At 69.0% G+C, this 22,598-nt stretch carries 22 protein-coding genes; 12 read left to right on the top strand and 10 right to left on the bottom strand.

Features of this window, described 5'->3' with window-relative positions:
* Nucleotides 1-27: 27 nt before the first annotated feature.
* The 4 genes from ACW178_RS00615 to ACW178_RS00600 are packed head-to-tail and all read right to left on the bottom strand — an operon-like array spanning nucleotide 28 to nucleotide 4,139.
* Nucleotides 28-813, bottom strand: coding sequence for a creatininase family protein (locus ACW178_RS00615; RefSeq protein WP_191558868.1), 786 nt, complete (start codon nucleotides 811-813; stop codon nucleotides 28-30).
* 25 nt (nucleotides 814-838) lie between these two features.
* Entirely contained in the window at nucleotides 839-1,453 is a 615-nt protein-coding gene (locus ACW178_RS00610; protein WP_054764025.1) for a TetR/AcrR family transcriptional regulator, read from the bottom strand.
* A complete protein-coding gene (locus ACW178_RS00605; RefSeq protein ID WP_492024765.1) occupies nucleotides 1,453-3,063 on the bottom strand; it encodes a DHA2 family efflux MFS transporter permease subunit in 1,611 nt (536 codons plus the stop codon). Before ACW178_RS00605 ends, ACW178_RS00610 begins: the two co-directional genes overlap by 1 nt.
* Nucleotides 3,060-4,139 carry an HlyD family secretion protein gene (locus ACW178_RS00600; protein WP_492024764.1) on the bottom strand — a complete coding sequence of 360 codons (1,080 nt, stop codon included), beginning with the start codon at nucleotides 4,137-4,139 and terminating at the stop codon, nucleotides 3,060-3,062. Before ACW178_RS00600 ends, ACW178_RS00605 begins: the two co-directional genes overlap by 4 nt.
* Nucleotides 4,140-4,259: 120 nt before the next feature.
* On the opposite strand from ACW178_RS00600, the gene ACW178_RS00595 reads away from it, so the two are divergent.
* Both ACW178_RS00595 and nth read left to right on the top strand, forming a co-directional pair.
* Entirely contained in the window at nucleotides 4,260-5,576 is a 1,317-nt protein-coding gene (locus tag ACW178_RS00595) for a flavin monoamine oxidase family protein (protein ID WP_492024763.1), read from the top strand.
* Entirely contained in the window at nucleotides 5,573-6,331 is a 759-nt protein-coding gene (nth, locus tag ACW178_RS00590; RefSeq protein WP_287106501.1) for an endonuclease III, read from the top strand. Before ACW178_RS00595 ends, nth begins: the two co-directional genes overlap by 4 nt.
* Nucleotides 6,332-6,337: 6 nt before the next feature.
* Here nth and ACW178_RS00585 read toward each other — a convergent pair whose 3' ends face one another.
* Entirely contained in the window at nucleotides 6,338-6,817 is a 480-nt protein-coding gene (locus tag ACW178_RS00585; RefSeq protein WP_492024762.1) for a MarR family winged helix-turn-helix transcriptional regulator, read from the bottom strand.
* 154 nt (nucleotides 6,818-6,971) lie between these two features.
* Between ACW178_RS00585 and ACW178_RS00580 the strand changes: the two genes are divergently transcribed.
* Nucleotides 6,972-8,450 carry a methyl-accepting chemotaxis protein gene (locus tag ACW178_RS00580; protein WP_492024761.1) on the top strand — a complete coding sequence of 493 codons (1,479 nt, stop codon included), beginning with the start codon at nucleotides 6,972-6,974 and terminating at the stop codon, nucleotides 8,448-8,450.
* Here ACW178_RS00580 and ACW178_RS00575 read toward each other — a convergent pair.
* Nucleotides 8,447-9,313, bottom strand: coding sequence for an ATP-grasp domain-containing protein (locus ACW178_RS00575; RefSeq protein WP_054764018.1), 867 nt, complete (start codon nucleotides 9,311-9,313; stop codon nucleotides 8,447-8,449). The genes ACW178_RS00580 and ACW178_RS00575 overlap by 4 nt on opposite strands.
* Nucleotides 9,314-9,405: 92 nt before the next feature.
* On the opposite strand from ACW178_RS00575, the gene ACW178_RS00570 reads away from it, so the two are divergent.
* Nucleotides 9,406-10,422: an adenosine kinase gene (locus tag ACW178_RS00570; protein WP_191554585.1), complete on the top strand. Its 1,017-nt coding sequence runs from the start codon at nucleotides 9,406-9,408 to the stop codon at nucleotides 10,420-10,422.
* Between the two features lie 168 nt (nucleotides 10,423-10,590).
* Here the strand turns inward: ACW178_RS00570 and ACW178_RS00565 are convergent, their stop codons facing one another.
* Nucleotides 10,591-11,721 carry a Rieske 2Fe-2S domain-containing protein gene (locus ACW178_RS00565; protein ID WP_492024760.1) on the bottom strand — a complete coding sequence of 377 codons (1,131 nt, stop codon included), beginning with the start codon at nucleotides 11,719-11,721 and terminating at the stop codon, nucleotides 10,591-10,593.
* Nucleotides 11,722-11,830: 109 nt separating this feature from the next.
* Here ACW178_RS00565 and ACW178_RS00560 point away from each other — a divergent pair, with 109 nt between their 5' ends.
* The 3 genes from ACW178_RS00560 (at nucleotide 11,831) to ACW178_RS00550 (ending at nucleotide 15,622) form a co-directional block, all read left to right on the top strand.
* Nucleotides 11,831-12,802, top strand: a complete 972-nt coding sequence (locus tag ACW178_RS00560; RefSeq protein ID WP_182714681.1) for an alpha/beta fold hydrolase — start codon at nucleotides 11,831-11,833, stop codon at nucleotides 12,800-12,802.
* Nucleotides 12,799-13,422: a class I SAM-dependent methyltransferase gene (locus ACW178_RS00555; RefSeq protein WP_287104251.1), complete on the top strand. Its 624-nt coding sequence runs from the start codon at nucleotides 12,799-12,801 to the stop codon at nucleotides 13,420-13,422. Before ACW178_RS00560 ends, ACW178_RS00555 begins: the two co-directional genes overlap by 4 nt.
* Before the next feature lie 106 nt (nucleotides 13,423-13,528).
* Nucleotides 13,529-15,622 (top strand): transglycosylase domain-containing protein, encoded by a 2,094-nt coding sequence (locus tag ACW178_RS00550; protein ID WP_287104253.1) that lies wholly within the window; start codon nucleotides 13,529-13,531, stop codon nucleotides 15,620-15,622.
* A 188-nt stretch (nucleotides 15,623-15,810) separates the two neighbouring features.
* Here ACW178_RS00550 and ACW178_RS00545 read toward each other — a convergent pair whose 3' ends face one another.
* Both ACW178_RS00545 and ACW178_RS00540 read right to left on the bottom strand, forming a co-directional pair.
* Nucleotides 15,811-16,539 carry a M48 family metallopeptidase gene (locus ACW178_RS00545; protein ID WP_183215197.1) on the bottom strand — a complete coding sequence of 243 codons (729 nt, stop codon included), beginning with the start codon at nucleotides 16,537-16,539 and terminating at the stop codon, nucleotides 15,811-15,813.
* Nucleotides 16,505-17,785, bottom strand: coding sequence for a polyhydroxyalkanoate depolymerase (locus tag ACW178_RS00540; RefSeq protein WP_182714677.1), 1,281 nt, complete (start codon nucleotides 17,783-17,785; stop codon nucleotides 16,505-16,507). The genes ACW178_RS00545 and ACW178_RS00540 overlap by 35 nt, the downstream gene beginning before the upstream one ends.
* A 212-nt stretch (nucleotides 17,786-17,997) precedes the next feature.
* Between ACW178_RS00540 and ACW178_RS00535 the strand changes: the two genes are divergently transcribed.
* Complete coding sequence (locus ACW178_RS00535) at nucleotides 17,998-18,336, top strand: hypothetical protein (protein ID WP_191558877.1); 339 nt, start codon at nucleotides 17,998-18,000, stop codon at nucleotides 18,334-18,336.
* Between the two features lie 116 nt (nucleotides 18,337-18,452).
* A complete protein-coding gene (locus ACW178_RS00530; RefSeq protein WP_287106382.1) occupies nucleotides 18,453-19,676 on the top strand; it encodes a hypothetical protein in 1,224 nt (407 codons plus the stop codon).
* 4 nt (nucleotides 19,677-19,680) lie between these two features.
* Here ACW178_RS00530 and cysQ read toward each other — a convergent pair whose 3' ends face one another.
* Nucleotides 19,681-20,523, bottom strand: a complete 843-nt coding sequence (cysQ, locus tag ACW178_RS00525) for a 3'(2'),5'-bisphosphate nucleotidase CysQ (protein WP_287106384.1) — start codon at nucleotides 20,521-20,523, stop codon at nucleotides 19,681-19,683.
* Nucleotides 20,524-20,631: 108 nt separating this feature from the next.
* On the opposite strand from cysQ, the gene chpT reads away from it, so the two are divergent.
* From chpT to ACW178_RS00510, 3 genes are all read left to right on the top strand, one after another.
* Nucleotides 20,632-21,309: a histidine phosphotransferase ChpT gene (gene chpT / locus ACW178_RS00520; protein ID WP_287106385.1), complete on the top strand. Its 678-nt coding sequence runs from the start codon at nucleotides 20,632-20,634 to the stop codon at nucleotides 21,307-21,309.
* Nucleotides 21,310-21,404: 95 nt separating this feature from the next.
* Nucleotides 21,405-21,782, top strand: a complete 378-nt coding sequence (locus tag ACW178_RS00515; RefSeq protein ID WP_054764008.1) for a response regulator — start codon at nucleotides 21,405-21,407, stop codon at nucleotides 21,780-21,782.
* Nucleotides 21,779-22,594, top strand: coding sequence for a CheR family methyltransferase (locus tag ACW178_RS00510; protein ID WP_054764007.1), 816 nt, complete (start codon nucleotides 21,779-21,781; stop codon nucleotides 22,592-22,594). The genes ACW178_RS00515 and ACW178_RS00510 overlap by 4 nt, the downstream gene beginning before the upstream one ends.
* Nucleotides 22,595-22,598 lie beyond the last annotated feature (4 nt).

Below are 22,598 nucleotides of genomic sequence, written 5' to 3'. Positions count from 1 at the left end.
CCGCCGCGGGGACGCGGGCCCTGCGGCTCAGAACCCGGCTCCCGACACGGCTTGGGGCCGCGTCTCGGCCGCGAAGGCCGCGACGTCGGACAAGAGGGCGGGGACGGCCAGGTCGATGATGCGGCGGCCCTTTTCGGGGCTGGCCTGGGCGGGGTCGGAGCCGATGCGGCCGTCGGGGAAGCGGGCGCGGTAATCCAGGGCGTCGCGGATCGGGCCGCTGGGCGCGATCTGGGGGCTGTAGTCGGCCGTCTTGATCCGGTCGGGATAGGCGGCCTGGGTCACGGCGATCTCGGACGGGGTGGCGTGCATGCCGTGGCCGGTGGGGAAGATCTGGTTGCACAGGCCCTGGACGCCCGGCAGGTCCCACCAATTCTTGAGCTTCAGAACAAACGGAGGCTCCTCCTCCATGAAGCTCCATTCGGCGTAGATTTCCGAGAAGGTCGCCTCGATGGTGGCGACGTTTCCGCCGTGGCCGTTGAGGAAATAGATCCGCTCGAACCCGTGCCGGCTCAGCGACGAGACCCAGTCGGTGATGGCCGCCATGAAGGTGGAGGGACGCAAGCTGATGGTGCCGGCGAAGGCCAGGTGATGCTGGGCCATGCCGATGTTGAAGGTCGGCGCCACCGTCAGGGCGGCGTCGGCGCGCTCGGCCTCATGGGCGATGATCTCGGGGCACAGCCAGTCGGTGCCGAGCAGACCTGTCGGGCCGTGTTGCTCATTGGAGCCGATGGGAACCACGACCGTCTTGGACAGGGGCTGGTCCGACGCGATGCGGGCGTCGATCTCAAGCCAGGACGACAGGTGGATCAGCATGGGCGAACTCCTTTACGCAACCGTCTCACCTAGCTTGATCCAGCGTCGGCGCATAGGCCGTGACGAAGATCCTCGCGGCTTCTCGGGCGCGATGGGCGCGGCGCTCATCGTCGATCTGGGGCACGTTCAGCATAGACCGCAGATGGGCGTGACCCAGGACCAGGCCGGTGAACATCTCGGCCGCCTCGTCGGGGTTAGGCGTGTTCAGCCGACCGGCGCGGGTCTGTTCGGCCAGCCAGGCCGACAGCAGGCTCAGGCTGCGGCGCGGCCCGGCCTCATAGACCGTCTGGGCCAGTTCGGGCGCATCGGCCGACAGCAGCACCACGCCGCGCATCGAACTGACCTTGTCCGGGTGGCAGACCAGGGTCAGCAGGCCTTGGGCGAAGGCTTCGAGCACGACCAGGGGCGATCCGCTGGATCGCAGCGGGGCCACGATCGCCTCGGCCTTCTGGTTCGCCATGGCCCGGGCGATCTCCAGCTTGGAGGCGAAGCGGTTGTAGACCGTCTGTTTCGACACCCCGGCGAGACGGGCGATCTCCTCCATCGAAGCCGACAGGCCCTTCTCGGCGAACAGGGCGGCGGCTGCCTCCAGTATGGCCTCGCTCTTCTTCTCGTCGACCTGGCCCCGGCGGCGCGCCATCAGTGGGCGTCCGACGGGGGCGCGCCCGGCTGGGCCTTGACCGGCTGGGCCAGCAGGGTGACGAAGGCGGCCCCGGCGCACATGATGCCCAGCAAGGCGAAGGCGTCGCCGAAGGCCATGGTGGTGGCCTGTTTCTGCAGGATGCCATAGACGGCCTTCATCGCCGAAGCGGCCGGGTCGATGGTGCCGGCGAAGCGCTGGGCCATGCCGGCCATCATATTGCGCATGGCCTGGTCGCCCTGGGCGATGCCGCTGGTCAGTTCGCCCATATGGATGGCCGTATTGGTGGTCAGGCCGGTGTTCAGGATCGCCAGGCCGAAGGCGCCGCCGACATTGCGCGACAGGTTGACCAGGCCCGAGGCGTTCTTGACCATGTGCGGCGGCAGGGTGGCCATGGTCACCTGCTGCGAGGCGATCATGGCCAGCATGACGCCGACCCCGCGGAAGGCCTGGACCGAAGCGAACTCCCAGAAGCCCCAGTCGTCGGTGACGATCCGCGCCTCCCACATGCCCCAGGCGCACAGCATGAAGCCGCCGAACATCAGGATCCGCGCGTCCATCCGGCGCACCAGGCGCCCGGCGAAGGGGGCGGTGGCGAACATCGCAAGACCCGAGACGACCATGGTCGTGCCCACTTCCGATGACGAATATTCCCGCACCCGCCCCAGGAAGAGGGGCAACAGGAAGGTGCCGCCGAACAGGGCGAAGCCGACCGTGAAGGTCATGACGAAGCCGACCAGGAAGTTGCGGTTGCCGAAGGCGCGCAGCTCGACGATCGGCTGGCGATAGGTCAGGGAGCGCCAGACGAAGATCGGCCCGGCCACGGCGGCGACGACCGTCAGCATCAGGATATGGGTGTCGTCGAACCAGTCGTTCTTGGCCCCCTCCTCGAGCACATATTGCATCGACATCAGGAAGGCGGCCATCAGGCCCAGGCCCCACCAGTCGAACCCCTTGGCCAGGGACGGGTCGCCCTTGTCGAAGTTCCCATACCGTCCGACCAGGAAGAGGACCAGCAGGCCCGGCCCCACATTGATGAAGAACAGCCAGCGCCAGCTGAGCCATTCGGTCAGATGGCCGCCGAGCGTCGGGCCGACGGTGGGGGCCAGGGTGACGATCAGCCCCATGACCACGCTGGCCGTGACCCGCTTGTCCGGCGGAAAGGCGGTGAAGGCCACGGCGAAGACGGTCGGGATCATGGCCCCGCCGACGAAGCCCTGGATGGCCCGGAACAGGATCATCATGTCGATGGACGTCGACAGGCCGGTGGCCACGCTCATCAGGACGAAGCCGGCGCAGGAGGCGAGGAACAGCCGCTGGGTGCCCCAGAGCCGTGACAGGAAGCCGGACAGGGGGATCATGACGACTTCGGGGATCAGATAGGCGGTCTGGATCCAGCTGATCTCGTCGGCCGAGGCGCCGACCCCGGCCTGGATCTGGGGCAGGGAGGCGGCGACGATCTGGATGTCGAGGATGGCCATGAACTGGCCCACCACCATGCCGGCGAAGCCGAGCAGCAGCATGGTCCAGTTGATCTCGGGATGGCCGGCGACGGGGGCCCTGGCGTCGGAAGGGGCCCCGCCGGAGGCGGCGGGGTCTGCGGCGGTCACGGGCGGGGCGCCGTCAGAGAGGCCTCGGCGAAGCTCGGGCCGCCCTGGCTCTTCAGATCGACCTTGACGTCCACCGACAGACCGGGGCGCAGGGCCAGGTTCCGGTCGGCGCCGCTGACGACGATCCGAACGGGAACGCGCTGGGTGATCTTGGTGAAGTTGCCGGTGGCGTTCTCGACCGGGATCAGGGCGAACTCGGAACCGGTGGCGGGGGCGAAGCTGTCGATCCGGCCTTCGATCTTGCGGCCGGGGAAGGCGTCGGCGGAAATCTCGACCGTCTGGCCCAGCCGCATCCGGTCCAGCTGGGTCTCCTTGAAGTTGGCGACGATATAGGTCCGGGTCAGGGGCACGATCGACAGCAGCTGGGTTCCGGCGTTGACGAACTGGCCGGGGCGGACGCTGCGGGCCCCGACGACGCCGGCGATAGGCGCGCGGATCACCGTGCGTTCCAGGGCGATGCCGGCCTTTTCGACCTGGGCGCGGGCCTGTTCGACGGCGGCGACGCTCTGTTCGCGGGTTGAGCCCAGCACCCCGGCGGTGCGCTGTTCGGCGACCAGGGCGGCCTGGGCTTGGGCCACGGCGGCGTCGGCGGTGACGGCGGTGGCCCGTTCGGTCTGGATCCGCTGCTGCGAGACCCAGCCCTGCTGGGCCAGCTTGCCGTAGCGGTCGACCTCGGCGCGGGCCAGGCCGGCCTGGGCGCGGGCCTGGGCTACGGCGGCGGCGCGGGCGGCGACGGTCGCCTTCTCCTGCTCGGCCTGGGCGTCGACATTGCCGACGGCGGCGATGGCCGCCTGAAGATTGGCTTCGGCGCGGATCAGTTCGGCGCGCTGGTCGCTGTCGTCCAGCTTGACCAGGACCTGACCGGCCTCGACCTGCTGGTTGTCGCCGACCAGGACCTCGGTCACGCGGCCGGCCAGTTGGGGGCTGACCAGGGTGGTGTCGGCCTGGACGAAGGCGTTGTCGGTGCTCTCCCATCTCTGGCCGTTCATCCACCAGATGATCCCGCCCGCAATCAGGGCGAGGCCGACGATGACCGCGACGAACAGCGGCAGGCGTTTCTTCAGTTCAGGCGACATGGGACATCCGGGGGAGGGTGCGGCGTTTTGAAGCGGCGCTAAAATGGACGTCGCCGTCCAAAAATCAATGTCTGGCCGCAAGAATCCGGATCACGACCGGTTTTCGTGTATTTCCAGCCCATGACCGATCGTGTTTCCGCCTCTGATCCGCTGCCGTTCCAGGTCGACGTCGCGGTCGTCGGCGCGGGAGCGGCCGGGATCGCCGCCGCACGCCGGCTGATGCGGCCCGGCCTGTCGGTTCTGGTGCTGGAGGCGCGCGACCGGATCGGCGGACGCGCCTGGACCGCGCGGGTCGAGGGCGAGGGCCTGGACATGGGCTGCGGCTGGCTGCACTCGGCCGACGACAATGTCCTGGCCGACCGGGTCGAGGCCGAGGGGCTGACGCTGGACCAGACCCCGCCGCCGTGGCGGACCCAGGCCTTCGACCACGAAATGACCCCCGCCGAACAGGCCGAGTTCGGCCAGGCCTTCGCCGCCTTTGATCAGCGCGTGTCGGAAGCCGCCGCCCTTTTCCGGGATGGGCGGGGCGAAGACCGACCGGCCTCCGACTTCTTCGATCCCGACTGCCGCTGGAATCCGCGCATGGACGCGATCTCGGGCGCTCTGAACGGAGCGCGGTTCGCCGAGGTGTCCAGCCTGGACTACGACGCCTATGGCGACACCGGGGTGAACTGGCGAGTGCGCGAGGGGTATGGCCGGCTGGTCGCCCGGCTGGGCGAGGCGGTGTCGGACGCCGTGGTGCGCGACTGCGCCGTGCGGCGCATCGACCGCTCCGGCCCCCTTTTGCGGCTGGAGACCAGCCGGGGCGAGCTGACGGCGCGGGCCGTGATCCTGACGGTCCCCAACAGCCTGATCGCCAGCGAGGCTGTGCGGATCGATCCGCCGGTTCCCGCCTGGCTGGAGGCGACGGCGGGCGTGCCCCTGGGCCTGGCGTCCAAGGTGCATATGACGGTGCGGGGCGCAGGCGATTTCCAGCCCGACACCCAGCTGTGGACGCGGACCGACACGGCCGAGACCGGCGGCTATCATCTGCGGCCGTTCGGGCGGCCGATGATCGAGGCCTATTTCGGCGCCGGACTGGCCTGGGGGCTGGAGGCGCAGGGGCCTGCCGCCCTGGTCGACTTCGCCGTGTCCGAACTGGTCGCGGCCCTGGGGTCGAACATGAGACGGCGGCTGGAGGCCGTGGCGGTGTCGAACTGGGGCGTCGATCCTTGGTCGCGCGGCGCCTATTCCCACGCCCTGCCAGGCCATGCGGGGGACCGGGCGAAGCTGCGGACGGCGGTCGAGGACCGGATCTTCCTGGCGGGCGAGGCGACGGCGCCGGTCTATTACGGCACGGCCCACGGCGCCTGGATGGAGGGTGAGCGGGCGGCGGACGCGGCCCTGAAGACCCTGGGTCTTGACCCGCGCCGCGACGACGGCGACAGCGAGGCATGACGCCGACCAAGGCCCAAAAACCCGCCGCCAAGGCCAAGACGCCCGGTCCCAAACGCCCGGCGGTCATGACCGGCGCCTCGGTTCCGGTGCTGCGCTGGCCCCCGGACGAGGACCGGGTCGAGACCATTTTCGAGCGGCTGTCCGGGATCATGCCCGAGCCGAAGACCGAGCTGAACTTCTCCAACCCCTTCACCCTGGTCGTCGCCGTGGCCCTGTCGGCCCAGACCACAGACGTCGCGGTCAACAAGGCCACTGACCGGCTGTTCCAGGTCGCGGACACGCCGGAAAAGATGCTGGCCCTGGGGGAGGAGGGACTGGTTCCCTACATCGCCTCCATCGGCCTCTATCGCGGCAAGGCGCGGAACGTCATCGCCCTGAGCCGGATCGTGCTGGAGCAACACGGCGGCGAGGTTCCGCTGAACCGGGCAGACCTTCAGGCCCTGCCGGGCGTGGGGCGAAAGACCGCCTCGGTGGTGCTGAACGAACTGGGGATCGAGGCGGCCATCGCCGTGGACACCCATGTCTTCCGCGTCTCGCACCGGCTGGGCCTGGCCAACGCCAATACGCCGGACAAGGTGGAGGCCCAGCTGTTCCAGGTCGTGCCGGAGCAATGGCTGCCCAAGGCCCACCACTGGCTGATCCTGCACGGCCGCTACACCTGCACGGCGCGCCGGCCCAAATGCCTGGCCTGCGTCATCGCCGACCTGTGCCCGTCGCGGGCGGGGCTTATGGCCCTGGGCGAGGCGGCGTCCTGAGGGGCTTCAGGCGGCGTTCGCCGCCTCTGCGGCTTCCATATCCGCATTCATCGTCTGCAGGATGGCGCGCAGTTCGGCGATCTGGGCGCCGGACAAGGGGAGGCGCTCCACCACCCGGCGCCGCACGCCCAGCACCTTCTCACGCAGGGACCAGCCCGCCTCGGTGGGCTCGACCCAGACCCGACGCTCGTCCTCGGCGTCGCGTCGCCGGGTCAGAAGGCCGGACGCCTCCATCCGCTTGACCTGAGGCGTCAGGGCGCCGGTCTCCATGTGCGTGCGCCGACCAATCTCGCCCATGGTCAGGGGACGCCCGCTCTCCCACAGGGCCAGCAGGATCAGATATTGGGGGTGGGTCAGACCCAGGGGGTCGAGCAGACGTCGATAGATGCGCGTCACCAGACTGGCTCCGGTCTGAAGCGCCAGGCACAGCTGGGCGTCGATCTCCAGATCGCGGAACCCGTCGGAACCAATCTGCGCCTTCGCCATTTCGCCCTCCTCGAGCCGCCAGGGGGCGCGAGTTTGCACCCAAACACAGGTTGTTAAGCACAAAACCTGAAAAAATCAAAAATATCAAACGTGATATAATCAATCATTAGGCAATCTCGCCGATAACCCTCCGACGAAGACACAGGAGTGTGGAATGTTCGGCACAGCGCAGAAGCGTCGCCAGCAACAAGAGCTTCAGGAACTGACCGGCATGGTCGCGGCGCTGAAGCGGTCGCAGGCGGTCATCGAATTCGCCCTGGACGGGACGATCCTGGAGGCGAACGAGAACTTCTTATCCGTGATGGGCTACCGCCTGGACGAGGTGCAGGGCGCCCACCACCGCATCTTCGTCGATCCGCAAGACGCCAATACGCCCGCCTACGCCGACCTGTGGCGCCGGCTGAATGCGGGCGAATTCATCGCCGACAAGTTCGTCCGCTACGCCAAGAACGGCGCGCGCGTGGTCATCGAGGCCAGCTACAATCCGATCTTCGACGTCGACGGAAAGCCGTGCAAGGTGGTCAAGTTCGCCACCGACATCACAGCCGTCGAGGCCGAGCGCGAGCGGCGTCTTGAGGCGGACCGTCTCGCCGCCCAGGTTCAGGCCTCGGTGGTCCAATCGACCGGGCGCGCCCTGTCCGCCCTGGCGGCCGGCGACCTGTCCTACAGGATCACCGACGCCTTCCCCGGCGAATACGCGGTTCTGCGCGAAGACTTCAACCGGGCGATCGCCGCCCTGGATCAGGCGGTGGCGGTCATTCGCGTCAACGCCGGCTCCATGCAGTCCGGCGCCAATGAGATCAGCAGCGCGGCGGAGGATCTTTCGCGCCGCACCGAGCGTCAGGCCGCCGGACTGGAAGAGACCGCCGCCGCCCTGGACCAGATCACCGCCACCGTGCGTCGGACCGCCGAGAACGCCCAGTCCGCCGACACGGTCGTGGGCCAGACCCGCACCCAGGCCGAGACCGGCGGCGCCGTGGTTCAGCGCGCCGTCTCCGCCATGGAGCAGATCGAGGCCTCCTCCGCCCAGATCGGCCAGATCATCGGCGTCATCGACGAGATCGCCTTCCAGACCAATCTTCTGGCGCTCAATGCCGGGGTCGAGGCGGCCCGGGCGGGCGAGGCTGGTCGCGGCTTTGCGGTCGTGGCCTCCGAGGTCCGCGCCCTGGCCCAGCGGTCCGCCGACTCGGCCCGCGAGATCAAGGCCTTGATCTCCACCTCCAGCGCTCAGGTCGAGTCCGGCGTCAAACTGGTGCGGGAATCGGGCGCGGCGCTTTCGGGCATCGCCACGCGCATCCACGACGTCACGCACCTGATGGCCGAAATCCGCGCCTCGACCCAGGAACAGGCCGTTGCCCTGGCCGAGGTCAACAACGCCGTCAACGACATGGACCAGGTCACTCAGCAAAATGCTGCGATGGTCGAGGAATCGACGGCCGCCAGCCTGAGCCTCAATCGCGAGGCGACCGACCTGGCCGAACTGGTCGGCCGGTTCCGACTGTCCGAGGGGCAAGGCGAGGCGGCTCCCGCGCCGATCCGCCAAGCCCAGGCCCGGATCGAAGCCTTCGCCGCCGAGACCCTGCGCCCTCGCCCGCGTCTGGTCGCTGCGGCAGGCGAGCGGCAAGCCTTCTAAAGGCGGTTTCGAACCGCTTCGGCGAATCCGGCGCCGTTCGCCGAGTCATGGTCCAGATAGAAGTCGGGCTCGATCAGCTCGGCCTCCATCAGCACCCAGGCGCCGGCGTCGTCGCGCGCCAGGTCGATGCGGGCGTAGAGCAGGGGCTCCTCGACCGCCGCCAGCACCTGTTCGGCCAGGGCGAATGCGGCCGCGTCGGGCGTCACGGTCGTGTAGAGGCCGCCGAACTGGATCTGGATGCGGAAGTCGCCGGGGACCGGCCGCTTGTTGACTGCATGGCTGAACCGGCCGCCGAAGAAGAGCAGGGAGGTCTCTCCCTCGGTCTCGATCGACTTCAGATAGGGCTGGATCATGGCCGGACCTTCCGGCGCCTCGGTCAGGGGCTGTCCCGGCGTCAGGCGCAGGGTGCGGAAGGCGCCAGCGGACACCGTCGGTTTTATGATGAGGGTCGGGGCGCCGGTTTCGGCGAAGGCGGCGTCCACCTGGTCCTGGGTGATCGCCTCGCTCCAGCGGGTCGGGGGAATGGGCACGCCCTTGTCCGCCAACCGGGCCAGATAGGTCTTGTCCGAATTCCAACCCAGGACCGAGGCCGGATTGGCGATCGGCAGGCCGGCCGTCGCCCAGGTCGCGCAGGCCTTCAGCCAGCGGGCGTGGTCGCGGTGATAGCCCCAGGCGATGACCGGCAGGATCAGGTCATGGCCCTCCAGCCCCGAGGCGTCCTCGACATGGTCGGTCCAGGGCGTGGGCGTGATCTCTGCGCCGGTCGTCTCCAGCGTGGCCTTCAGACGCGCCAACACCTCGGGCCAGCGGCCGATGTAGGATTTGTCGGCGGGGTCGGGGGTCAGGACGGCGATCCGGGTCATGCGCCCTGCCTATCGCAACCGGCCGATACATATAAGGGCTTCCTTATAGGTTTTCGGGTGACGTGCCGGTCTTCAACCGCTAAGGCGCGCCCATGACCCAGAACACCGCCCAATATGACGTCTGCGCCGTCGGCAACGCCATCGTCGACGTGCTCAGCCCCTGCGACGCCGCCTTTCTGACGGCCCAGGACCTGGCCCCCAACTCGATGCAGCTGGTCGACGCCGAACGCAGCGCCGCCCTGTATGACGCCATGGCGCCGGGCGTCGAGGCCTCTGGCGGATCGGCCGGCAACACCGTGGCGGGCGTCGGCTCCTTCGGCGGCCGGGCGGCCTATATCGGCAAGGTGGCCGACGACGTCCTGGGTCAGGTCTTCACCCACGACATCCGCGCCGCCGGCGTCCATTTCGACACCCCGGTCCTGACCGGCGGGGCCGACCAGGGTTTCGGCACCGGCCGCTGCCTGATCAACGTCCTGCCCGATGGGGCGCGGACCATGGCGACCTTCCTGGGCGCCGCCAATCAGCTGTTCGCCGACGACATCGACGAGGCCCTGATCGGCGCCAGCCAGATCGTCTATCTGGAAGGCTATCTGTTCGACCCGGCCCCGGCGCGCGCCGCCTTCGAACGCGCCGCCGCCGCCGCGCACAAGGCCGGCCGCAAGGTGGCCATCACCCTGTCGGACACCTTCGTCGTCGCCCGCTGGCGCGCCGAACTGCTGAGCTTCATCGAACAGTCGGCCGACATCGTCCTGGCCAATGAGGCCGAACTGGGCGCCCTGTTCGAAACCGATGATTTCGACGCCGCTGCGGCGAAACTGGCCGCCATTGTCGAGATCGCCGCCGTGACGCGCGGGGAGCAGGGCTCGGTGGTGATCAAGGGTGCTGAGCGCGTCGCGGTCGCCGCCTATCCGGTCGCCAAGGTGATCGACACCACGGGCGCCGGCGACCAGTACGCCGCCGGCTTTCTCTTGGGTCTGGCGCGCGGTCTGTCGCTGGAGGAGGCCGGGAAACTGGGCTCCCTGGCCGCGTCCGAAGTCATCGCCCACTGGGGCCCGCGCCCGATGGTGAAACTGGCCGACCTGGCCGGGGAGCATGGGCTGAGGGTGTAATCCGGACCTTCCCCCGCTCGCGGGGGAAGTGTCAGCTCGTCGAGCAGAGCGAGACGGCTGACGATGGGGGAAGTCTTCTTGCTTTAAGCAAGACTTCCCTCTCCGACCCTGGTCCGCTGCGCGGACGCCGGGCCACCTCTCCCGCAAGCGGGAGAGGGTCGTTTTGTGTCAGCTCTTCCACCTCAGGGTCGTGGGCTGGATCGGATTGACGAACGGCCGCCCTTCGGCGCGGCTCCTGGTCCATTCGCGCTTGAGCTGCTGGTACCATTTGGCCTGTTTGTCGGCGTCGTCGATCCAGATCAGGGCGGGGTCGTAGCGCAGGCCCTCGTTCTGCAGGTTCACCATGCCGCCGTCCTGTTTCAGGAAGGCGACCACCCCCAGGCGCAGGAAGGGCTTGGCCAGGTCGAAGACCCAGTGGTCGGACCAGAAGATCTGGGTGATGCGGGTCTTGGTGTCGCTGATCGGGGTCAGGCAGGTCAGGGCCAGGACCTGTTTCTCGCCCACCTGGATATGCTCCCAGCGATAGCCGGGCAGGCGGAAGGTGATCTCGGTCGCCGGGGCGCCGCCCAGGATCTTGTAGAGGCGGCTGTTGGACGAGGGGGCATGGCGCACCATGGCCCAGCCGAAGTCTACGGGTGCGAAGGCCTTGGCCTTTTCGTGCATCGAATGTTCGGACCGCCACCACCATTGCTGGTGGACATAGGGGCCGTGGGCCGGGTCCATCAGGCCGACGACGGCATGGTCGATATGGCTGTCGAACTCCATCCATTCGACCAGTTTCGGGCCGGATCCGACGACGCCGGGGAAGACGGGGGGCTCATGGTCCGGTTCTGACGGATTGCGGGCGTCCGAGGCCATCCAGACGAAGACCATGCCTTGGCTCTCGCGCACCGGATAGGACCGCACCTTGATGCGGTTCGCCTCGAACGCCTGATCCTCGACCAGGGACGGAATGGCGGCGCAGACCCCGTCGGGCCGGAAGCGCCAGCCGTGATAGGGGCATTCGATCGTCTCGCCCTCGCCGGGCTTCTCCACCAGCTTCCCGGCCGACAGGGGGGCGGCGCGGTGGGGGCAGATGTCGCGCATCCCATAGACGGCCCCCGCGCGGGTGCGGCCGATCAGGACGGGTTCGCCCATGATCTCATAGCGTTTCAGCCCGGCCGGGGCGACGTCGCGCGACAGGGCGACGAAATACCAGGCGTCGGCGACGAATCCCTTGCCGAACGGCTGGGCGCCGCTCTTGGACGGGGCGGCTTCGGCTTGAGGGGGCTGGACGGGAGCGGCGTCTGCGGGCTTCATGCGCGCCTCATAACAGAGGGACGCGGGGTCTGTCCTCACGAAGTCCTCAGAGAACTTCACAATGCAAAGTGAAGACGTCATAAGGATGGCTTCACAGGGGAGTTTCGCCATGTTTCGCGCCTTGAGTTTCGCTGCGGCCCTTTTCGCCGCCACCACGGTTCAGGCCCAGGCCGAAGCCCAGAACAGCCACGGGACCCATTCCGAGCACGGCTCGGCGCACGGCCACCACCATGCGGACTTCGCCTCCGACCGCATCCACGTCCGCATCGACGGCGACATGGACGGGCGCGACATCATCCTGATCCCCGGCCTCAGCTCTTCGCCGGAAATCTGGCAGGGGACGGTGGATCATCTGACGGCCCAGGACGGCGTCGGCTGGCGCGTTCACCGCATCCATGTCCAGGGCTTCGCCGGCGCCCCGGCCGAAGGCAACGCCCAGACCGGGGACGCCCCGACCCCCGTCGCCGCGCCGGTCGCCGACGAAATCGCCCGCTATATCCGCGAGAACAATCTGCCCAAGCCCGCCGTCGTCGGCCATTCGATGGGCGGAACCATCGGCCTGATGCTGGCCGCGCGCCATCCCGACAGCGTCGGCCGTCTGATGGTGGTGGACATGATCCCCTTCATGGGCGCCATGTTCGGCCCGCCCGGAACCACGGCCGACAGCGTCAAACCGGTCGCGGACCAGATCTGGGCCGCCCAGGCCAACAGCCCGCGCGAGGCCTATGTCGCCCAGGCGACCGCCTCCATCAACGGCATGATCAATACCGAAAGCCGCCGTGAAGAGGCGCTGGAGGACATGCGGACCAGCGATCAGAAGGTCTCGGCCGCCGCCTTCCGCGAACTGGTGGCGACCGACCTGCGCCCCGAACTGGCCAAGATCACGGCCCCGACCGAGGTCGTCTACGTCAAGTTCAACGACCCGCGCATGACGCCCCAGATCACCGACGCCGTCTATCAGATGTCCTACGCCGGCCTGCCGGGCGTGACCCTGAAGCGGATCGACGACAGCGCCCACTTCATCATGTTCGACCAGCCCCAGGCCTTCTACGGCGAGCTGGACGCCTTTCTGGCGCGATGAGCCATCCGGCGGCGGATCGGGTGATCGGCCTCTATCAGGATGGGGCCGAGGGCTGGATCGCCGACCGCGGCCCGTCCCTCTATGCGGGACCGAACGGTCCAAACGAGGCCGAATGGCTGGACCGGTTTGTCGCCGACCTGCCGTCGAACGCCCGTCTTCTCGACGTCGGCTGCGGTTCGGGCTGGCCGATCGGCGCGGCCCTGCTGGCGCGGGGGTTCAGGGTCGTGGGGCGGGATTCCTCGCCGGCCCTGATCGCCCATGCGCGCCAGACCCTGCCGTCCGGCGTCTGGGAGATCGCCGACATGCGGAATCCGCCGCCTGACGGGATGTTCGACGGCGTCCTGGCCTGGCACAGCCTCTTTCACCTGACGCCTGACGATCAATTGCGGGTTCTGCCCGCCCTGGCGAACCAGGTGGGGGCCGGCGGTCGGCTGATGTTCACCAGCGGCCCCGCCCATGGCGAAACGATCGGGGAATGGCGTGGCGAACCCCTCTATCACGGCAGTCTGGATCCCGCCGCCTATCGCGCCCTGCTGGCGGAGGCCGGTCTCTCAATGGAAGCCGACGGGGCCGAGACCGGCGTCTGGCTGGCCCGCCGCGCCATTCTTTCGGCGAAATAGCCGCTCACGCTGGCGTGAAGTGAGCGGGGCCGTTTCGGCGGCGGTTCATACGCGGTACACGTCGGTATGAGCTAATCCGCCTCAGCGCGGCATCTGAAGGAAAGTCATGGCGGGTCCAGGGTTCGGGGGCGGACAACAGGGGGGCGCAAAGCCCGCCCGCACGCCGTTGCAAAGGGCGCTCTATTGGGGCGCGGTGCTGGCGGTCTGGGGGCTGATCTTCCTGGTGGTCTTCTTCGCGGTGTTTGCGCGCGGCCTGCCCGACACCTCGACCCTGTACAATGTCGATCGCCAGCCCTCGATTACCTATCTGGACCGCAACGGCGCTCTGATCGCGACGCGCGGCACCCAGATGGCGCCGCCTGCGGATCTGGACGCCCTGCCCGACTATGTGCCGGCCGCCTTCATCGCCATCGAGGACCGGCGCTTCTATCACCACCCCGGCTTCGACCCCATCGGCATGATGCGGGCCATGGCCACCAATATGCGCGCCGGCCGGGTGGTCCAGGGCGGCTCCACCCTGACCCAGCAGCTGGCCAAGAACCTGTTCCTGACGCCGGACCAGAACCTGCGCCGCAAGGTGCAGGAACTGATGCTGGCGGTCTGGCTGGAGATGAAATTCTCCAAGAAGGAGATCCTGGCCCTGTATCTGAACCGGGTCTATTTCGGCGCCGGCGCCTATGGGATCGAGGCGGCGTCGCAACGCTATTTCGACAAGTCGGCCAAGGATCTGACGGTCGGCGAGGCCGCGCTTCTGGCCGGCCTGCTGAAGGCGCCCTCGCGCTATTCGCCGGTGTCAGAGAGCGAGCGGGCCGCCAACCGCGCCACCGTCGTGCTGAACGAGATGGAGGAGGCCGGGGTCATCACCGCCGCCCAGCGCGAACAGGCCGTGACCCAGCCCATCATCGTGTCGCGCACCCTGGCCACCCAGCACGCCCAGTATTTCATCGACTGGCTGGACCAGTCGATCCGGGGTCTGGTCGGCGAACCGACCGAGGATCTGGTGGTCGAAACCACCCTGGACCTGACCCTGCAGACGGCGGCCGAACGCTCTGTGCGCCGCATTCTGGACCGCGACGAGGGCAAGGGGGTGCAGCAGGCGGCCCTGGTGGCCCTGGACGGCGACGGCCGGGTGCGGGCCATGATCGGCGGCGGCTCCTATGCCGACAGCCAGTTCAACCGCGCCGTCGAGGCGCGTCGTCAGGCGGGTTCGGCCTTCAAACCCTTCGTCTATCTGGCGGCGGTCGAGGCCGGCTATACGCCCCAGACTCCGGTGGTCGATCAGCCGGTCACCATCGGCAACTGGTCGCCGAAGAACTATTCCAACACCTTCGCCGGCCCCATGCCCCTGTCCCAGGCGGTGGCCCAATCGATCAATACGGTGGCGGCCTCCGTCGCCGACCAGATCGGCCGCGACAGCGTCGCCCGGGCCGCGCGGCGCCTGGGCATCGAAAGCCGGATCGGTCTGGAGCCGGCCATGGCTCTGGGCGCCGTCGAGGTCTCGCCGCTGGAGATGGCCACCGCCTATGACGCCTTCGCCAACGGCGGCCGCCGGGTCGAGGCCTATGGCATCAGCCGCATCCGCACGCCCCAGGGCCGCGTCATCTATCAGCGCGCAAGCGGCCAGAGCGGTCAGGCCATCAACAATCCGCCCCTCTATTACATGAACCAGATGCTGCGCGGGGTCATGACCTCGGGCACCGGGCGCAGCGCGGCCATCGCCGGGCGCGACCTGGCGGGCAAGACCGGCACCACCTCCGACTATAAGGACGCCTGGTTCGTCGGCTACACCGGCGGCTTCGTCACCGCCGTCTGGGTGGGCAAGGACGACAACACCGCCATGCGCGGCGTGACCGGCGGCTCCTCGCCCGCCGCCATCTGGAAGGGCTTCATGGAGGCGGCCCTGCCGCGCCTGAATGCGCCCCGCATCCCCGACGGCCCCGCCATGCCCGAGGGCTGGGTCGCGCCGGACCCGATCGGCGACCTGATGTCGGGCATTGGCGAGGACGGTCTGCCGATCCAGCCGACCGACCCGGCGGCCGAGGGCGACCCCTATGCCGAACCGCCGGAGGCCGCCGCGCCGTCGGACCCGAAACAGCCGCTGGACCGGCCCAAGGCCCAGCCGACGCCGCGCGATCCGCCGGACCAGCAGCCGGAAGGCCGCCAACCGGCCGAAAAACGCAGCGATCCGCTGTTCTTCTGATCCTTCGGGGAAGCCCCCACAGACCTTCCCCCGCTTGCGGGGGAAGTGTCAGCTCGTCGAGCACAGCGAGACGGCTGACGATGGGGGAAGTCTAGCCTCTTGGAAGAAGACTCCCCTCTCCGACCCTGGTTCGCTGCGCGAACGTCGGGCCACCTCTCCCGCAAGCGGGAGAGGGTCTGGGACGCCGCCTACCGCCCCACCGCATGAAGCGCCGCGCCGTAGTCCTTCAGCCATTTGCGCCAGGGCCGGTGATCCCCCACCAGCCGCTCGACCACCGACCAATAGGCCGGGCTGTGGTCGGCGTGGACCAGGTGGGCGACCTCGTGGGCGGCGAGGTAGTCGATGACCGGGGGCGGGGCCATGATGACCCGCCAGGAATAGCGGATGGTGCGGTTGTGCGGGCTGCATGAGCCCCAGCGCGAGCGGGTGTCGGCGATCGACACCTGGACCGGCTTCTGACCCAGGGTCCGCAGATGGTGTTCGGTGCGTTCGACCAGGGTGGCGCGCGCCTCGCGCTTCAGCAGATTCTCGACCCGGCGGGCATAGGCCTCGCCCTCGCCGCCCGAGCGGATGACGGTTCCCTCCTCGACCAGCCGCGCCGCGCCGGCGCCGGGCGTCGCCTCCAGCCGCACGGGCCGGCCGCGCAGGGCGATGACCTGGCCCGGCTGCAACGGCCGGCTCCGGGGGCGCACGGCCAGGCGTTCGGCGATCCAGACGCTTTTCGAACGGGCGAAGGCCACGGCCTGGACCAGGCCGCGCTCGGTCGGGGCGATCACCACCGCCTCGCCGGCCCGGGCGTCGATCCGTACCGACAGGCGCCGCGCGCGCGGATTGACCGACAGTCTCAGCGTCGGGCCCGAACCGGGTTCGGGCCGGTCTTCGTCAAGCGGCAGCCGCTGACCGTTGCGATACGCCAAGTCGGGCCTCGTTCCGGGCGATGAAGTCGCGGACGCGGGGATAGATCTCCTCGCGGAAACGACGACCGTTGAAGACCCCGTAATGGCCCACGCCGGGCTGGACGTACAGCACCCTCTGATCCTCGGGGATGTTCGGGCACAGGCCGTGCGCCGCCTGGGTCTGGCCGACGCCGGAAATGTCGTCCTTCTCCCCCTCGACCGTCATCAGGCCGATGTCGGCGATCTTGCTCAGATCGACCTTGCGGCCGCGATGCTCCAACAGGCCGCGCGCCAGCAGATGCTGCTGGAAGACGATGTCGATGGTCTGGAGGTAGAACTCCTCGGTCAGGTCCAGGACCGACAGATATTCGTCGTAGAATTCCTCGTGCTTCTCCACCCCGTCGCCGTCGCCGGCGATCAGGCTGGTGAAATAGTCCCAGTGGGCGTCGCGGTGACGCTCCTGGTTCATCGACATGAAGCTGTAGAGCTGGACGAAGCCCGGATAGACCCGCCGTCCGAACCCCGGATAGGGCAGGGGCACGGTGTGGATCATGTTCGACTTGAACCAGGTGAAGGGCTTCTCCTCCGCCAGCTGGTTGGTCACGGTCGGCGACAGGCGGGCGTCGATGGGCGAACCCATGAAGGTCATCGAGGCGGGGCGGTTCTCGTCGCCGTCCTCGGCCATGATCGCACAGGCCGCCAGGACGGGCGGGCCGGGCTGGCAGACCCCGACGACGTGGGGCCGGCCGCCGATCTCGGCCAGCATCCGCCGGACATGGTCGATATAGTCGAAGAAGTCGAACCGCCCTTCCAGCACCGGAACCTGGCGGGCGTTGATCCAGTCGGTCACATAGACGTCGTGGTCCTGAAGGAAGGCCTCGACCGTGCCGCGCAGCAGGGTGGCGTAATGGCCGGACAGGGGGGCGACGATCAGGACGGCGGGACCGGACGCGGGTTTTTTGGCGCGCTTCAGATCGCCGATGTTGCGGGCGAAGCGGACCAGGCGGCACCAGGGGCTCTGCCAGATGACCTGTTCGACCGTGCGGACCGGCTTGCCGCCGATCTCGAGGGTCTCCAGCCGCCAGTCGGGCTTGCCGTAGCGGCGGGTGACGCTCTCGAACAGTTCGGCCGAGGCGTAGGCGGTGCGGGCCAGGGCCGTGTCCGCCGCCGGATTCAACGGCGAGCTCCAGAACCGGCGCGCCATCTGGGCGCCGAAGCGCCAGGGCAGGGCCGACTGATAGGCGAGTTCATGAAGGGCGTAGAGCATGACCATCCGTTGGGCCGCGCCGCGACCGGCGTCGGCGGGCCTCTTGCTGCACGGCAGCATACAGGGTTTCGCCCTTCGCGTCAGTTAATCGCAAAGGGGTGTAAATGGGGCGCAGTTCGACCTTCTCGCCGCCGCATGAACATGATCTGATAGGGCCGACGTTCGGGGCCGTCCCTTCGGAACCGTCTATCGGAAAGGTCTTGGAGCATTCGATGTGGGTCTCGCTGACCATCGCCGGCCTCATCCTGCAACAGGCGCCCGCCGCGGGTCTGGTCTCCTATGAGGAATCGGTGCGTTGCGCCGGCCTGACCCAGGCGGCGTCCGAGCTGGAGGGCGGAGAAAGCGCCGAGGGCCGCAGCCTCTATGACGCGGCCCTGTTCTGGTCCCTGGCGGCCATGCAGGCGGCGACGGCGGCCGGCAAGCCCGCCCGCGCGGCCGAGGCGGATCAGACCCGCGCCCGTATCGAGGCGGTGCGCCAGCTCAGCGCCGACGCCCCCGCCGCCCGCGCCGCCCTGCAGCGGTGCCGGCGCAAGACGCCGAACCTGAACTGACGCCGCAATGTCGGCTTGGGGCGGGGCTGAACGTTCGTGGCGGCGCTGCGTTTGCATGGGACCGACGGCAAGGGGCGTCCTTCGTCCCGATCCGGGATTTTAAGGCGTTCAATCCTATGTTCGAGTTCGGTCGTGATCTTCGCAAACTCTTCGCCCAGGCTCGTGAGAGCGAGGATCTGGGCTGGGTCGAACTGATCGGGGTCGATCTCCTGGCCGCCGAAGCCCGGCGCGAGGCTACCGACGCGGGCCGCGTCTCCTGCGCCCGCCCCTTCGACACCGAAGTCCGCGCCGCCGCCCTGTGGCGCGAGCACGCCCGCCGCAGCGGGGCGGCCGACAGCCTGACCCGCGCCGACCGTTGCGCCGACAGCCTGATCCGCAACGCCCAGGGCGACGACCAGGCCGCCCGCGCCGCCGGCGCCAAGGCGCAAGGGTTGATGCTGCGCTTCGACCTGTGCGGCGATCCGGCTCATCTGGACCGCGCCCTGGCCCTTGTGGCGGGGGCGGGGCGTCCGCGCCGATCCAAGACGGCCGCTGACCTGGCGGCGACCCACGCCCGGCTGAAGGCGCGCAAGGCCCGCCTGTCCGGCGATGCGAAGGCGCTGATGGACGCCGCCGCCCTGATGGATGCAGCCCAGCACGACCTGTCCGGCGAGGATGTGGACCTTCGTCTGGATCAGGCCGCCTTCGCGCTCGAGGCCGGGGTGATTCAGCGCGACCCCCGCCTGCTGGACCACGCCGGGCGCGACCTGGGCATATTGGTCGAGGGCGCCTCGCCTGATCACCGTCCCCTGACCCGGGCCCGCGCCCTGGCCATGTGCGGCGCCGGCCTGTCCGCCCTGGCGGCCCTGGCCGACCATGCCGAGGCCCAGGACCAGGGCCGCTCCATGTTTGAAGCCGCCGCCGACCAGTTCACCCCCGATCACAGCCCGCTGGACTGGGCGGCGATCCAGGTTCTGCGCTCCGGCGGCGACGCCCTGCCGCTGATGGTGCTGAACCAGGCCGAAGTCCTGACCCAGGGCCAGGGGCTGATCATCGGCGCCCTGGTCCGCGAGCGCCGGCTGGCGCGCGAGATCGCCCTGGTCGAAGCCATGGAAGACCGCGCCGGCCTGGACGTGCTGGAGGATCGGCTGCGCCGTCGTCTGGCCGCCGCCGCCCCGCTCGATTGGGCGGCCGACCAGATCAGCCTGGCCGGTGTGGCCCTGGCGCGTCGGCGCCTGGGCGGCCCAGAACCGCGCCGCCTGAACCTGATTCTGAACGAGGCCGTGCTGACGGCCCGCGAAATGGGCGTCCCCGCCCTGGCCGAACGCGCGGGCCTGCTGCTGTTGCAGTCGGGCCTTTGAAGCCTCAGCCGCCCATGGCCACGAAGGGGCCGTTCAGGAAGCGGGGCTTGCCGTAGGACAGGGGCTGGCCGTCGTCGGCCAGGACGCGCCCTCCGGCGGCCTCCAGCACGGCCTGACCGGCTGCGGTGTCCCACTCCGAGGTCGGACCCGAGCGCGGATAGGCGTCGAACCGGCCCTCGGCGATCAGGCAGAACTTCAGCGAGGAGTCCGTGCCCTGCCAGCGGGTGCAGCCGTGCCGGGCGGCCAAACGCGCGGCCTCCTCGTCGGTGACGCTGTGGCTCAACAGGGCCATCCCCTCGGCCGGCCGGTCGCGCACCTTGATCGGCCGCCATTCGGCGCCGGAATGGGCCTCGCCCTCCTGCTGTTCGCCGAACTGACGGCGAAAGGCGCCCTGGCCCGGCGCATCGGTGCGCCAGGTGGTCGCCGTCGCGGGCGCCGTGACCACCCCCGCGACCGGACGTCCGGCGTGGATCAGGGCGATGTTGACGGTGAAGGCTTCGCCGCCGCGCACGAACCCTTTGGTCCCGTCCAGCGGATCGATCAGCCAGAACCAGTCCTCGGCTTGGTCCGGGGCGCCGCTTTCGGCGACGGCCTCTTCCGCCACCGTCTGGACGCCGGGATAGAGGGCGGCCAGCCGTTCCAGGATCAGGGCCTCGGCCGCGCGGTCGGCCTGGGTCACGGGGCTGTCGTCGGACTTGGTCTCGACGGCGGTGTCGCTGCGCCAATAGGGCAGGATCAGGCGGGCGGCGTCTTCGGCGATCTCGGCGATTGCCAGGGCCAGGGCGCCGGAGGCCAGATCGCGCGAAAGGGTCTTGTCGGGTGTCGCGGGGGAGGGGGAGGTCGTCATTGCGGGCTCGATAGACCATTGAGCCGGTTCCATGAACCGGCAAATCACGTCAGCTTCTCTTGCGCCTCCTGACTGTGACCTGAACGCCGACGAGAGTATGCAGGCTCAATGATCCCGACCGACGCCGAAAACGACGCCCCGCCCGCCCTGGACCTGCCGTTCGAGGGGACGGAGCTGGCGACCTATGTGGCCGCCAAACTGTGCCACGACTTCATCAGCCCCTCGGGCGCGATCGTCTCGGGCCTGGACCTGATGAAGGACCCTTCGGCCCAGGACATGCGCGACGACGCCTTGGCCCTGATCGAACAGAGCGCCAACAAGATGGTGGCCCTGGTCCATTTCGCGCGGGTGGCCTTCGGCGCGGCGACCAGCAGCGAACGGTTCACCGCGCGCGAGCTGCGCGATCTGGTGGTCGGCATGACGGCGGGCGGTCGCGCCTCTCTGGACTGGCGAATCGAGGCGCAGGAGTTCTCCAAGCCCCAGGCGCGGGCTCTGACCAACCTCGCCTATCTGACGGTCGGGGCTCTGCCCCTGGGCGGCAATGCGGTGATCCAGTCGCGGGTCGCGCACGGCGCCCTCTTTCTTGAAGGATTCGCCGAGGGCGCGCGGGCCCGGCTGAAGCCCGAGGCCGTCGTCGGCCTGACCGGCCGGCGCCTGACCGAGGGTCTGCCAGGCCAATGGATTCAGCCCTATTGGCTGTGGCTGACGGTCAAGGAGGCGGGCGGAACCCTGCGAGTGGCGGTGCAGGAAGAGCGGATCGCCCTGGTCGCACGGATGCCCCTTTAGGTCGCCCGACAGGCGTTTCCCAACGACTCGTTAACTGGCGATCTGCCATATTAAGCGACGCACATCGGCCGATCGTCTCCGCCTGGGAGCCCGCCTTGAACTTCAAAACCTGCCTGATCGTCGACGACAGCCGCATCATCCGCAAGGTGGCGCGTCGGATCGTCGAAGGCTTCGGCTATGAGGTGGATGAGGCGGCGGACGGGGCCGAGGCCCTGTCCTACTGCACCGGCGTCACGCCCGACATGATCCTGGTCGATTGGAACATGCCGGTGATGGACGGGCTGACCTTTCTGCGGCGTCTGCGCGCCCTGCCCGAGGGCGGACGGCCCAAGGTGCTGTTCTGCACCATCGAAACCCGGCCCGAACGCATCGCGGAGGCTCTTGCGGCCGGCGCCGATGACTATGTGATGAAGCCGTTCGACGGCGAGATCCTTCAATCCAAGCTGACGGAGGTCGGCGCGATCGCGGCATGACTCCCGAGGACTTCGACAAGCTCCAGGGACTCTTGGCCACCCGCGCCGGCTACAGGCTGACGCGGGATCGCATGAATTTGGCCGAGCATCGGCTGGGGCCGATCGCGCGGCGCGAAGGCTACGCCAATGTCGAGGCCCTGCTGGCCAATCTGTGGGCCCATCCGGTCGCCTCCCTGGGCTGGGCGGTGATCGAGTCCCTGCTGAACCCCGAGACCTGGTTCCGCCGCGACCGCGCCCCCTTCGACGTCCTGGAACAGGAGCTTCTGCCCGCCCTGGCCAAGGCGCGGCCCGGCGGGCGGGTCAGCCTCTGGTCGGCGGGCTGCTCCACCGGGCAGGAGGCCTGGTCCATCGCCATGGCGGCCAAGGCGTCCGGCGCTGCGGCCGAGATCGTCGCCACCGACCTGTCGCAGCGTGCGATCGATAAGGCCCGCGCGGGCCTCTACACCGGTTTCGAGATTCAGCGCGGCCTGAACGCGCGGGCCATGCTGCGCTGGTTCGAACCGGACGAGGAGAACTGGCGGGTGCGTCCCGAACTGGCGGAGATCGTCCGGTTCGGCCGGGCCAATCTGCTGGACGAGCCGACGGACGAGATGCGGTTCGACGTCATCTTCTGCCGCAACGTCCTGACCCATATGGAGCCGTCGCGCCGCGCCCGGCTGCTGGACGGGCTGGAGCGCCGCCTGGTCGACGACGGCTGTCTGTTCCTGGGCCTGGATGAGCGGCTGGAAGGCGAGACGGTCGCCTTCCGCCCCGTCAGCGGCCGTCAGGGTCTCTATGTGAAGACCCCCGCCGCCGTCCGCCGCGCCGCCTGATCGG

It is taken from the genome of Brevundimonas sp. AVps4 (genome assembly GCF_058681525.1).
This window is presented reverse-complemented; position numbering and strand designations above follow the sequence as displayed.

What these genes read in the sequence shown, in the direction of transcription:
- ACW178_RS00615 (WP_191558868.1), bottom strand. Translation starts at nt 813, where the DNA reads ATGCTGATCCACCTGTCGTCCTGGCTTGAGATCGACGCCCGCATCGCG.
- ACW178_RS00610 (WP_054764025.1), bottom strand. Translation starts at nt 1,453, where the DNA reads ATGGCGCGCCGCCGGGGCCAGGTCGACGAGAAGAAGAGCGAGGCCATA.
- ACW178_RS00600 (WP_492024764.1), bottom strand. Translation starts at nt 4,139, where the DNA reads ATGTCGCCTGAACTGAAGAAACGCCTGCCGCTGTTCGTCGCGGTCATC.
- ACW178_RS00595 (WP_492024763.1), top strand. Translation starts at nt 4,260, where the DNA reads ATGACCGATCGTGTTTCCGCCTCTGATCCGCTGCCGTTCCAGGTCGAC.
- nth (WP_287106501.1), top strand. Translation starts at nt 5,573, where the DNA reads ATGACGCCGACCAAGGCCCAAAAACCCGCCGCCAAGGCCAAGACGCCC.
- ACW178_RS00585 (WP_492024762.1), bottom strand. Translation starts at nt 6,817, where the DNA reads ATGGCGAAGGCGCAGATTGGTTCCGACGGGTTCCGCGATCTGGAGATC.
- ACW178_RS00580 (WP_492024761.1), top strand. Translation starts at nt 6,972, where the DNA reads ATGTTCGGCACAGCGCAGAAGCGTCGCCAGCAACAAGAGCTTCAGGAA.
- ACW178_RS00575 (WP_054764018.1), bottom strand. Translation starts at nt 9,313, where the DNA reads ATGACCCGGATCGCCGTCCTGACCCCCGACCCCGCCGACAAATCCTAC.
- ACW178_RS00570 (WP_191554585.1), top strand. Translation starts at nt 9,406, where the DNA reads ATGACCCAGAACACCGCCCAATATGACGTCTGCGCCGTCGGCAACGCC.
- ACW178_RS00565 (WP_492024760.1), bottom strand. Translation starts at nt 11,721, where the DNA reads ATGAAGCCCGCAGACGCCGCTCCCGTCCAGCCCCCTCAAGCCGAAGCC.
- ACW178_RS00560 (WP_182714681.1), top strand. Translation starts at nt 11,831, where the DNA reads ATGTTTCGCGCCTTGAGTTTCGCTGCGGCCCTTTTCGCCGCCACCACG.
- ACW178_RS00555 (WP_287104251.1), top strand. Translation starts at nt 12,799, where the DNA reads ATGAGCCATCCGGCGGCGGATCGGGTGATCGGCCTCTATCAGGATGGG.
- ACW178_RS00550 (WP_287104253.1), top strand. Translation starts at nt 13,529, where the DNA reads ATGGCGGGTCCAGGGTTCGGGGGCGGACAACAGGGGGGCGCAAAGCCC.
- ACW178_RS00540 (WP_182714677.1), bottom strand. Translation starts at nt 17,785, where the DNA reads ATGCTCTACGCCCTTCATGAACTCGCCTATCAGTCGGCCCTGCCCTGG.
- ACW178_RS00535 (WP_191558877.1), top strand. Translation starts at nt 17,998, where the DNA reads ATGTGGGTCTCGCTGACCATCGCCGGCCTCATCCTGCAACAGGCGCCC.
- ACW178_RS00530 (WP_287106382.1), top strand. Translation starts at nt 18,453, where the DNA reads ATGTTCGAGTTCGGTCGTGATCTTCGCAAACTCTTCGCCCAGGCTCGT.
- cysQ (WP_287106384.1), bottom strand. Translation starts at nt 20,523, where the DNA reads ATGACGACCTCCCCCTCCCCCGCGACACCCGACAAGACCCTTTCGCGC.
- chpT (WP_287106385.1), top strand. Translation starts at nt 20,632, where the DNA reads ATGATCCCGACCGACGCCGAAAACGACGCCCCGCCCGCCCTGGACCTG.
- ACW178_RS00510 (WP_054764007.1), top strand. Translation starts at nt 21,779, where the DNA reads ATGACTCCCGAGGACTTCGACAAGCTCCAGGGACTCTTGGCCACCCGC.